This window comes from Candidatus Dadabacteria bacterium (assembly GCA_026708565.1).
In the GTDB taxonomy this organism is placed as follows: Bacteria; Desulfobacterota_D; UBA1144; order Nemesobacterales; family Mycalebacteriaceae; genus Mycalebacterium.
The window spans coordinates 1-10,923 of sequence record JAPOUR010000037.1 but is presented as its reverse complement, the minus strand read 5'-3'; the positions used below and the strand labels follow the sequence as shown (position 1 = coordinate 10,923).

The following is a 10,923-nucleotide window of genomic DNA, read 5'->3' as shown; positions in this document are numbered from 1 at the left end:
AGGGTCGTTGTCTATGATGTAGATGGGTATGGTGAAGAGGCCGCTGAAGGGGTGGCCTACATCCAAGTTTGAGGCGCCGAACATAGGGTAAGCGGCATTTTCGGTAAATTCCCGTGCCGTGCTGTCATCAACGGTGCGGATTCTGATGGTAAGTTCCTGTTCGCCCTCTGCAAATTCCCACCCTACTTGGTCAAAGAGGTCAAGGGTGTTGTCGCTGTAATCGGTCTGAAAAGCGACGGCATCAAAATCATCTCTGTCTGTTGATGTTGTGGTTCCATGCGAATTGCCGACCCGAAGAGCCGCCCTAATTGAAGTAGTGGCGCCTACGGGGGCGGGTTTGTCCAGGCTAAGAACAATAACCACATCTTCGCCTTCAACAACAGTTACATACGGAGCCTCATCGCGTTCAAATCCTTTAATGGTCATCACGGGCCGCGCATCATTGTCGTTGACGGTAATGGTTACCGAGTTGGCGGAACTGTCGTTGACATAGCCGCCGCTTGGCGCCGTGCCGAGGGCCACGGTGATGGTGCCATCCGGCTCGTCTATGCTGTCCTCCGTGGCCATAACCGTGAAGGTTCCGGTGGTTTCGCCGTTAGAGATGAGCAGGCTGCCACTGGTCAACTCCGGCACAGTGTAGGCGATGTCTGCTGAGGAGGGCGTGATGGTGATGGGCACATTCACATTGCCGCTTGCGGCCTCGGCGAGGGTAACGGTGAAGGTAACATTCTCGCCCTCGTTTATGGTGTCGTCAGAGTCGCCCGATGTCAGGCTGATCCGGTTAGTGTCATTAACGGTAACGGTTACCATGCGGGGGTTGCCCGGTCTCCATGAGTTGAACTGAGGTGAGTTGTTAATGTGGAAGGTGAGCGTGCCGTTACCGGGAGTGTTGTTCACCATGGTCGGCACCGTGAAAGAATGAGTGAGGGTCGTTCTGTTCAAGTTAAGCGTGAAATCGGTAGCCTGACCGGATTGCAGAAAACCGGAGGCGTCTTCCGTGGTCATTGCAACAATCAATCTGCTGTCGTGGTTGTTACCGGACTGAAGCGCGTGGGGTTCGGTGCTAAGACTGACAACCACCTCTATTGATTCGCCCTCAAGAACGGACGGCGGCGCGCTGATGGTGGCGGCGGCAAAGTCCTGATCAAACACCCTTACCTGAGCGCAACGGGGGTTGGTTCCGGATTCGCAAGGGTCGCTGTTGGTTTCGTCAAACCTGTAGTCGCCGGGTTGCAGGGTTGCGGTGATATGGCCGCTGAATTCATCCACCCCGTCCCCCGCGGTCGGGACAACCAGTTTAGCCGAGCTCTGGTCCATCGGTATCACCACCGTAGCGGGCGGCGGTCCCGAAATCCAGCCCGGCGCCCTGCCCCCTCCCTCGGTAACAAGCACATTAACCGTCAGGGGCGCGGACGGCGGCGGGCTGGCGGTTATCGTGAAAACAACATCCACCCCTTCATTTCTTGAGTCGTTATCCCGCGTGATGGTGAGGATTATGTTCTGAGGGTCATCATCATTAACGGTAATGATTACCGAGTTGGCGGAATTGTCGTTGGTATAGCCGGTCGGCGCCGCGCCGAGGGCCACGGTGATGGTGCCGTCCGGCTCGTCATCATCGTCATTAGTGGCCGTAACCGTGAAGTTTCCGGTGGTTTGGCCGTTAGAGATGAGCAGGCTGCCGTTGGTCAACTCCGGCGCAGTGTAGGCGATGTCCGCTGAGGAGGCCGTGATGGTGATGGGCACATTCACATTGCCGACTGCGGCCTCGGCGAGGGTGACGGTGAAGGTAACACTCTCACTCTCGTTGATGGTGTTGTCTGAGTCGCCCGATGTCAGGCTGACGGTGGGGTCATCATCATTGTTAACGTTGATGGTTACCGAGTCGGCGGAATTGTAGTTGAAATAGCCGGTCGGCGCCGTGCCGAGGGCCACGATAATGGTTCCGTCCGGCTCGTGCATATTGTCCTCAGTGGCCGTAACCGTGAAAGTTCCGGTGGTTTGGCCGTTAGAGATGAGCAGGTTGCCGCTGGTCAACTCCGGCGCAGTGTAGGCGATGTTCGCTGAGGAGGGTGTGATGGTGATGGGCACATTCACATTGCCGCTGGCGGGCTCGTTGAGGGTGACGGTGAAGGTAACATTCTCGCCCTCGTTGATGGTGTTGTCTGAGTCGCCCGATGTCAGGACGATGCCGATCGGGCCGGTGGGCGTGGCCTTTATGATCAGTTCTGCCGAATGCACTCTGACTCTACTGCTATTAGCAATAACGTCTCTGACTGTGAGCCGCCAAGTGTGGTTGCCTCCAAAATTCGGCGACTTGCCGTTGAAGTCGGCGAGCCTCTGCTGGGCCTGGGCACTATCAAGCGTATGCCTCTGCGGTCGGACCCTGCCGGTACTAACAATCCGACTCCCTTGTATTGGACAGGAGATACTGCCTACGGCATCGTCGTCAAAGTGGTTATTCAACCTATTGCCGTTGCAAAGAAGGGAGAGGTCAAAAAAGCCTGTAACGTAAATTCTGTTGAACAACTCCACCCGGTCGCCGTCCGGATGGACTATGTGCGCGACCAAGTCGCTTACCCTCCCGCTACTGACGTTCCTGACATCCAGACGCAAGTCCACATCCGTGATTTCCAGACCCCCCGTCAGGTCCGCCATGATTCCCGTAAGATCAAACTCAAGATTCGCATCATTGCCGTTAGATACCTCAGGGTTGGTAGTGTTGGTGACGGTGAAGGTGCGCTCAGTCTGCGCCCCCGCCTCTTGCGCCCAGCCCCCTATAAAAAGAGCCGCCATTACCGCCAATACGGAAAATACTTTTCTCATTGCGCTTGAATCCCTCCCGTGGCTTCAATCAATAGGGGTTATTTTGCCAAGTAACCCCCTCTCTTGTCAAGTGGAAAGCACCGGTAGGTAAAGAAATTCTAATCGCTTCACCGTTCATTGCTTCCGCCACTCTTTAATCAACCCCGAAAGAGCCGCTCCGGGGTCCGGCTCTCTTATTAAACTTTCACCGATTAAGAAACAAAAGATTCCCTCTTGAGCCAAACAAGTCATATCATCCGGGGAGGTTATACCGCTTTCCGCAACCACCACTTTATCTTTGCCTATCAGGGGAGCAAGGCGGGCGGATGTTGACAAATCAACTTCAAAACTGCCGAGGTCTCTGTTATTGACACCGATGACCGAGGCATCGGCGCGGAGGGCAAGTTCCACCTCCTCTTCGTTGTGAACCTCAACCAGCGGCTCCATTTCAAGCGAGCGAGAGAGGTCAATCAAGTCCGCAAGTTGCCCCGCCCCTTTCATTGCCGCCACAATTAGGAGGACGGCGTCCGCCCCCGCCGCCCTTGATTCGTATATCTGGCAAGGGTCTGTCAAAAAATCCTTTCTCAAAACCGGCACGGAAACCGCTTCCCTGACCCCGGACAAGTATTTTATGTCTCCCTGAAAAAATCGCTTGTCGGTAAGGACGGACACCGCCGCCGCCCCTCCCCGCTCGTATTGGGTTGCCGTGAGGACAGGGTCAAAGTCTTCCCTGAGGACACCTTGCGAGGGGGAGGCTTTCTTAACTTCGGCGATTACCCTCGGCTTTTCCCCCCGGCCAAGCGCAGACATAAAACTTCGCGCCGGAGGGGCGGCAAATGCGGCGGCGCGGATATCCTCCTCTGAAAACCGCTTTTTTAATTCGGCGATTTCCGAACTCTTGCCGTCAAGGATTTTCTGAAGAATTGAAGACGGCATTTCAGTCAACCTGCGGAGATTCGGATGAGCGCTTCCAGTTTTTCCATCGCGGCCCCGCTCTCAAGAGATTTTCTTGCGGAGGCAAGCGCGGATTTCATATCGTCCGCCGCGCCGCTTACGTATATCGCCGCCGCCGCATTCAAAAGAGCGGCATCCGTTTTTGCCCCCTCGGAACGCCCCTCCAGAACATTTTTCATTATTTTCATGTTGTCCGCCGCGTCCGCGCCGCCGCTCAATTCTTCGGGGGCGCACGGCTTCATTCCGAACTCTTCGGGATTTATGGCGCGGTTTTTCACCGAGCCGTCCGCGAGCAACTCCCGCGCCTCCGCCCCGCCCGCCGGGGTTATCTCGTCCGTCCCGTCCCGTCCCGTTACGACCATGCACCGGTTCATCTCAAGCCGTTTTGCGACTTGTATGATTTTGTCCATTATCTCCACTGACGGAACGCCTATCACCTGCCTTTTGACAAGCGCCGGGTTGACCATGGGGCCTAAAATGTTAAACGCCGTCCGGATGCCCATCTCTTTGCGGACGGGGGCGACGTTTTTCATTGACGGGTGAAACACGGGGGCGAAAAGGAAGGTTATCCCCGCTTCTTCAAGGCACTTTTGCGCCGTCTGCGGCTTCATGTCTATTTTCACTCCCGCCGCTTCAAGCACATCGGCGCTGCCGACCGGGCTTGAGACGGAGCGGTTGCCGTGCTTGGCGACCGGAACTCCGGCTCCGGCGGTTATGAAAGACGCCGTGGTGGATATGTTGAACGTGCCTTTTGAGTCTCCGCCGGTGCCGCAGAGGTCAACCGTGTTGTCCGCCGCCCCGCCGATTTTGCGGGCGCGTGAAATCATCGCGCGGGCCGCTCCGGCAAGTTCGTCCGGAGTCTCGCCTTTAATTCTCATCGCAACCAGAAAGGCGGCGGTCTGCGCATGCGTCAAGTCGCCGTCCATCATGGCGCGAAACACCCCGGCGGCGGTTTCGCCGTCAATGTCCCGCCCGGCGGCGAGTTGCTCTATCAACCCCGCAATATCATCCATCCTTCCGCTCCGCCCCTATTTTATCCAAAACACCGTTCACAAAACCGGCGGATTTTTCAGCGCCGTATTTTTTCGCCATCTCCACCGCCTCATTGATGCTTGACGCCCTGTCTATGTCGTCCATGTAAACCATTTCATACACCGCCACCCTCATTATGTTGACATCCACCGGAGACATGCGCCCAACCGCCCAGTTGACCGAAACGCCGCCTATAAGCGAGTCTATTTCCTTGATTTCCCGGCAGACGCCGCACGCAAGTTCGCGGGCAAACTCGCTGTCTTCGGGGAGTTCGTCTTTCGGAGTATTTGTGATGAAACTTTCAAAATCGCTCCCCGCCTCCCCGCTTGAATCCCCGCGCTGGTAGAGAAACTTGAAGGCAAACTCTCTTGAAAGCCGTCTTTTTTTTGCAAAACCGCTCATGCGGAAGGTCAGAGGGATTTCATGAGGCTTGCCATTTCAATTGCGGACAGCGCCGCCTCCGAGCCCCTGTTGCCGACTTTCCCCCCCGCTCTTTCTATCGCCTGCTCAAGGGTGTCCGTAGTCACGACGCCGTCCGTAACCGGAACGCCCGTGTCTGCGGCGGCGGACGAAAGACCGCTTGAAACCTCGGAGGCAAGAAAATCAAAGTGGGAGGTCTGCCCCCTGATTACCGACCCTATCGCTATCACGGCGGAGTATTTGCCGGACTGCGCCGCCTTTCTCACCGCAAACGGAATTTCAAAAGAGCCGGGAACTTTAATAACCGTTATGTTTGAATCCGCCGCTCCGTGCCGGACGAGAACATCAACCGCGCCCTCAAGCAGAGGCGTTGTTACGATGGAATTCACCCTGCTCGCCACCACGGCGAACTTAAACGGCTTGGCGTCCATTTTTCCTTCTTTGTATTGGGGCATGGTTTTTCTCCTCCTCTCCGGGACCCGCTTTTCAGTCAACCATTGAAAGCAGGTGTCCGAGTTTGTCTCTTTTTGCCCGCAGGTAGTCCCGGTTGTTCTCGTTGGGCGGAATTTCTATCGGAACTCTGCTTTTTATCTTGAGGCCGAACCCGTCAAGGCCGCTCACTTTTCTGGGATTGTTTGTCATAAGACTCATCGTTTTGACGCCGAGATGGCGCAGAATCTGAGCGCCGATGCCGTAATCTCTCAAGTCTTTTTTGAAGCCCAGCGCCTCATTCGCCTCCACGGTGTCCATGCCTTTGTCTTGAAAGTGGTATGCCTTGATTTTGTTTTTAAGCCCTATGCCGCGCCCCTCCTGCCGCAGGTAGAGGATTACACCCTCGCCTTTTTCCGCCACCATCCTCATTGCCTGCCTCAACTGGGGGCCGCAGTCGCAGCGGACGGAGTGAAACACATCGCTGGTCAAACACTCGGAGTGAACGCGCACAAGCGTCTCTTTGGATTTTTTAAGGTCTCCCATTGTCAGGGCGAAGTGCTGAGAGCCGTCCAACTGGTTCTCGTAAACGAATGCTTCAAAAACGCCGAACTCGGTCGGCAGGTTTGACAGGGATTCCCGTTTGACAAAAGACTCTCTTTTCAGCCTGTAGCTTATGAGGTCGGCTATGGTCGCCATTGCGATGCCGTGCTTTTTGGAGAACTCGGCGAGCTCCTCCATTCTTGCCATGTGGCCGTCGCTTTGCATTATCTCGCATATAACCGCCGCGGGCTTGAGCCCGGCAAGACGCGCCAAATCCACGGACGCTTCCGTGTGCCCCGCCCGCACCAGCACCCCGCCCTTCTTTGCTATGAGAGGGAACATGTGCCCGGGGCGTATGAAATCTGACGGAACGGAGTCATCGGCAACCGCGCGGGCAACGGTTTTTGAGCGGTCGTAGGCGGAGATGCCGGTTGTTATATCGTCTCCCTTGGCGTCTATTGAAACGGCAAACGCCGTGTGCTGGGAAACGCTGTGCGTGTTTTCGGGCTCCATAAGTTTGAGCCCGATTCTCTTGGCGTTTTCATCCGTGAGGGCGAGGCAGATAAGCCCCTTGCCGTGAGTCGCCATGAAGTTGATAACTTCCGGGGTCGCGAACTCCGCCGCGACTACAATGTCTCCCTCGTTCTCTCTGTCCTGATCGTCCACGAGAATTAGGGGCTTTCCCGCCTTTATCTTCTCAATGGCCTCCGGTATGTCGTGCAAGTTAGCCATCACCGTTGCTTATATTGTCTCATAAAGCCGTTTTGTCAATCATTTCAGCCCCGCAACGTCCGGTTTGACTTTGCCGTTTCCGTGTGTAGTTTTCAGCCAAACCCACGGGATTGCGGAAACGGAGGAGCGATGTCCTTGTTTTTTAGTTTGCTGAGAATTCTGGCGGAGGAGAATCTTGAAGAGATGGATGAGGAAGAGATACTGGAGTTGCTTGAAGACGAAGATTTGGAAGAGATAGAGAGGCTTATCAATCAGGAAACCGAGACACTGAACAAGGTTCTTCACTAATCGCGGGCTTCCGTTTCAGGGAAAACCGCTTTCTGCCCGGGGCCGGACTTGAACCGGCACGGAGTTGTTGCCCCGAGGGATTTTAAGTCCCTTGCGTCTACCAGTTTCGCCACCCGGGCCAGGGTTTTTCAGGCGGCGCCCGGAATCGAACCGGGGTATAACGGTTTTGCAGACCGTCGCCTTGCCTCTTGGCTACGCCGCCGCATACTTTGGGATTTAGTATCGCTTAAACGCGCCCGTATTGCAATTCTACAAACCCTGCAACACCAGTTTTTTCTCAAACACCGCCCTTCCGCCTATCCTGACAATCCGCCCGCAGACCTCGGTGTGAACCACCCCGCCCCTTTGCGACAACTGAAGCCCTTTCAACTTTTTCCCGCCGGTCTTTTCGCTCCAGTAAGGCGCGAGGCTGGTGTGTGAAGAGCCGGTAACGGGGTCTTCGTCTATGCCGACCTGAGGGGCGAAAAATCTTGAGACAAAATCGTAACCGCTCCTCTCCGCCCGGCTTGTGACTATCACTCCCCGGCAGTCCAGAGCGCGGATTTTATCCATGTCGGGGCGGAGGCGGGAAACCGCTTTTTCATCCGCGAGTTCAATCAGGTAGTCGGCGCTGTTTTTTCCGGAGTAAATGATTCGCTCTCCGAGCGCTTCCGCAAGCCCTTCGGGTTCGGCGCATTTTGTCTGTCTATCCGAGGGGAAGTCCATTGTTATTAAGTCCCCTTCCACCGAGGCGGGAATTTTGTGTTCGGGTGAAACAAACATCATCCCGCTTCCAAGCCCGCGCCGCTCTATCATGCGAGCCGCCGCAAGGGTTGCGTGGCCGCAAAGCGAGACTTCGGTTTCGGGCGTCCACCACCTGATAAGAAACTCCGCGCCCGACCGCCGGACAAAAGCGGTTTCGGAGAAGCCCGCCTTTGCCGCCGTTTTTCTCATCTTCTCCGGCGGCGGGAATTCATCCACAAAACAGACGCCCGCAGGGTTGCCCTTGAAGCCGTTTTCCGCGAATGAGTGAACGACAAAAACTTCCATGTCTTAAAAATCAGTTGGCGGAAAAAGTCGCCTTGCCGTCTTGAAGCGCCCGAACCGCGCCGGTTATTCCCCCGATTGTGAGGGGGAACATTCTGTCGCCCGTGAAATTGCGCAGCATTCCGATTGTCTGGGTGTCGCCCCATTCCTCGCGGGGAACGGGGTTGAGCCATACGGTCAGGGGGTATTTGCTTTTCAGGCGTTCAAGCCATGTAAAGCCCGCCTCGCTGTTGTTGTGCTCAACGCTTCCGTTCACATACATCAACTCGTAGGGAGACATGGATGCGTCTCCCACGATAATGACTTTGTAGTCGCTGTTGTATTTGTTCAGAACATCAAAGGTTGGCACGGATTCCTGCCACCGCCTTTCGCTGTTTTTCCAGACCGCCTCATAAATGCAGTTGTGGAAGTAGTAATACTCAAGGTGTTTGAACTCGTAGCGAGCCGCGGAGAACAGTTGGGAGCAAAGTTCTATGTGGTCGTCCATTGAGCCGCCGATGTCAAAAAATATAAGAACCTTCACATTGTTTTTTCTGTGCGGGACCATTTCTATATCCAGAAACCCGGCGTTGCGGGATGTTTTTTCAATGGTTTTGTCCACATCAAGTTCCTCGGACATTCCCTCGCGTGTAAGAACCCGCAGTTTGCGGAGAGCCATTTTCATATTGCGCGTCTGGAGTTCCACGGAATCGTCAAGGTCTTTGAATTCTCTTTTGTCCCACACTTTCACGGCTCTTCTGTGTCTGCTTTCGTGCTGGCCGATGCGTATTCCCTCCGGGTTGTATCCGTATGCCCCGAAGGGGGAAGTGCCTCCCGTTCCAATCCATTTCCCGCCGCCCTGATGCCGTTTTTTCTGCTCTTTCATAAGTTGTTTGAGGCGTTCAATAAGTTTGTCCAGCCCGCCCATTGCTTTGATTTGCGCCTTTTCCTCTTCCGTAAGAGAGCCCTCCATGGTTTTACGCAGCCATTCATCGGGGATTTTCATAAACTCCGTGTCGTCTATGTATTCAATGCCTTTGAAATACTGGCCGAAAAGGCGGTCAAATCTGTCAAGGTTTTGCTCGTGTTTTATGAATGCGCTGCGGCAGAGGTAGTAGAAGTCATCCACCCCGCGCTCCACAATGCCGGTGTCCAAGGCGTCAAGGAGGGTTAGGTATTCCTTGATGGAAACGGGAATGCCGGAGTGGCGGAGGTATAGGAAGAAGTCTAAGAACATTTGAGGGAAGTATAACTGAACTGTGGATGGAAACAGGTTTGAAATAAAACAAATGTACTCACATTGGAAACGCCCGATGTTGAAGTAGTATCACCATAACACCGACCACATAGTAGCATTAGATTGGAGACTCCTATGGGGTATTTATTAAGAACTTGCGTAGGTGGTCGATTATCTCACAATATGCCCCATTTCTACTGTGATTGGTGTAAGATTACACAAGTCTGTTGATACCCATTTCGAGTTTCTGATACATGGCAAAAAGTAGAGACGGCAATTTCTCAAAGAGAACAAAGAACCTGATAGAAGGGCGTGCGGGTTGCGTATGCTCGTTTCCAGATTGTCGCATTCCGACAAGAGGTGCATCATTAAATGATGATGGGGTGATTAAAATCGGTGAAGCGGCTCACATCTGTGCAGCCTCACCCGGCGGTCGACGTTACGACAAAGAAATGACGCCAGAACAAAGGTCATCCGTATCTAACGGGATTTGGGTGTGCGCGAATCACCACAAGGTTATAGATTCTGATGACTCAACATTTACTGTTGAACTTTTGCGTGAATGGAAAAAGAAAGCGGAGAATGAGTCATGGCGTCGCATACAAAACAATAATAGACCACTTTCCCAAGCGGTTTTCACCGATATGGAGTTGGCAACGCAAATCCTTCATGCATCAAAAGAGGACCTCTGTGTCTTTCGACGGACCGCAAAATGGCCATCAACATCAGTTCCCCTAACATTGAAAGTAAGCGAGTTTGATAGTCCCGTTGACACAACTACTCTAGCGAGGGCGGCTATTTCACTGGATGATTTGATTCTGGTTGCGGGGCCGGGCATGGGAAAGACTACAACGCTATTCCAAATTGCAGAAGGTCTGATTGATAATGGCAATATACCCCTCATTGTACCGCTTGGTGATTGGGCGACAGAAAGTACAGATATTCTAACATCAGTTCTTAATCGTCCAGCATTTCGCGAAATTTCCGAAAATGACTTTCGTCAAATTGCCGACCAGCCCGGCGTTGTGCTTTTGCTCGATGGTTGGAACGAACTGGACACGCGGGCACGGAGACGGGCGCGAACACAGATTTACAAGCTCAAGGCGGAGTTACCTAATATCGGCTTGGTCATATCAACTCGTAGACAAGCCTTTGATATCCCCTTTGAAGGAACTCAAATTGAACTCCTGCCACTAAACGAAGAGCAACAAATGCAAATTGCTGTCACGATGTGTGGTGAAGACGCTGGCGCGAGTATCTTAGATCGGGCGTGGCGTACAATGGGTATAAGCGAGTTGGTTACGATTCCCCTTTATCTCGTAACTTTACTATCACTTCCCAAAGATGCTCCGTTTCCGACAACTAAAGAAGGAATGTTGCGGCATTTCGTTTCTGCACATGAAAAAAACGCGAACCACGCTGAGGCATTACAAGGTGTTGTGCAAGGGTTTCAGCAAATCTATCTATAAAATATTGCTGTA

Annotated in this window: 10 protein-coding genes and 2 tRNA genes; 2 read left to right on the top strand and 10 right to left on the bottom strand. The window is 53.7% G+C overall.

The genetic code is table 11. The features are described 5' to 3' along the window. From OXF42_04970 to OXF42_04945, 6 genes are all read right to left on the bottom strand, one after another. Window positions 1-2,823 (bottom strand): hypothetical protein (locus tag OXF42_04970; protein ID MCY4047444.1); only part of this gene is annotated, 2,823 nt, incomplete at its 3' end. A 114-nt stretch (window positions 2,824-2,937) separates the two neighbouring features. Beyond that, on the bottom strand, window positions 2,938-3,738 hold the full coding sequence (gene trpC, locus OXF42_04965; protein ID MCY4047443.1) for an indole-3-glycerol phosphate synthase TrpC: 801 nt from the start codon (window positions 3,736-3,738) through the stop codon (window positions 2,938-2,940). Window positions 3,739-3,743: 5 nt separating this feature from the next. Further along, the gene (gene trpD / locus OXF42_04960; protein ID MCY4047442.1) at window positions 3,744-4,769 is read right to left on the bottom strand and encodes an anthranilate phosphoribosyltransferase; all 1,026 of its coding nucleotides are present in this window, start codon (window positions 4,767-4,769) and stop codon (window positions 3,744-3,746) included. Then, window positions 4,762-5,190: a transcription antitermination factor NusB gene (gene nusB, locus OXF42_04955; GenBank protein ID MCY4047441.1), complete on the bottom strand. Its 429-nt coding sequence runs from the start codon at window positions 5,188-5,190 to the stop codon at window positions 4,762-4,764. The genes trpD and nusB overlap by 8 nt, the downstream gene beginning before the upstream one ends. Before the next feature lie 8 nt (window positions 5,191-5,198). Further along, window positions 5,199-5,663, bottom strand: a complete 465-nt coding sequence (gene ribH, locus OXF42_04950; protein ID MCY4047440.1) for a 6,7-dimethyl-8-ribityllumazine synthase — start codon at window positions 5,661-5,663, stop codon at window positions 5,199-5,201. Between the two features lie 31 nt (window positions 5,664-5,694). After that, on the bottom strand, window positions 5,695-6,912 hold the full coding sequence (locus tag OXF42_04945; GenBank protein ID MCY4047439.1) for a bifunctional 3,4-dihydroxy-2-butanone-4-phosphate synthase/GTP cyclohydrolase II: 1,218 nt from the start codon (window positions 6,910-6,912) through the stop codon (window positions 5,695-5,697). A 129-nt stretch (window positions 6,913-7,041) separates the two neighbouring features. On the opposite strand from OXF42_04945, the gene OXF42_04940 reads away from it, so the two are divergent. Then, the gene (locus OXF42_04940; protein MCY4047438.1) at window positions 7,042-7,200 is read left to right on the top strand and encodes a hypothetical protein; all 159 of its coding nucleotides are present in this window, start codon (window positions 7,042-7,044) and stop codon (window positions 7,198-7,200) included. A 33-nt stretch (window positions 7,201-7,233) separates the two neighbouring features. Here OXF42_04940 and OXF42_04935 read toward each other — a convergent pair. From OXF42_04935 to OXF42_04920, 4 genes are all read right to left on the bottom strand, one after another. Continuing rightward, window positions 7,234-7,319: transfer RNA gene (locus OXF42_04935), tRNA-Leu, on the bottom strand. Window positions 7,320-7,330: 11 nt separating this feature from the next. Further along, window positions 7,331-7,402 (bottom strand) — tRNA-Cys (locus OXF42_04930). 47 nt (window positions 7,403-7,449) lie between these two features. After that, on the bottom strand, window positions 7,450-8,229 hold the full coding sequence (locus tag OXF42_04925) for a PhzF family phenazine biosynthesis protein (GenBank protein ID MCY4047437.1): 780 nt from the start codon (window positions 8,227-8,229) through the stop codon (window positions 7,450-7,452). Window positions 8,230-8,239: 10 nt separating this feature from the next. After that, on the bottom strand, window positions 8,240-9,442 hold the full coding sequence (locus tag OXF42_04920; GenBank protein MCY4047436.1) for a VWA domain-containing protein: 1,203 nt from the start codon (window positions 9,440-9,442) through the stop codon (window positions 8,240-8,242). 254 nt (window positions 9,443-9,696) lie between these two features. Here OXF42_04920 and OXF42_04915 point away from each other — a divergent pair, with 254 nt between their 5' ends. After that, window positions 9,697-10,911 (top strand): hypothetical protein, encoded by a 1,215-nt coding sequence (locus tag OXF42_04915; protein MCY4047435.1) that lies wholly within the window; start codon window positions 9,697-9,699, stop codon window positions 10,909-10,911. Window positions 10,912-10,923: the final 12 nt, after the last annotated feature.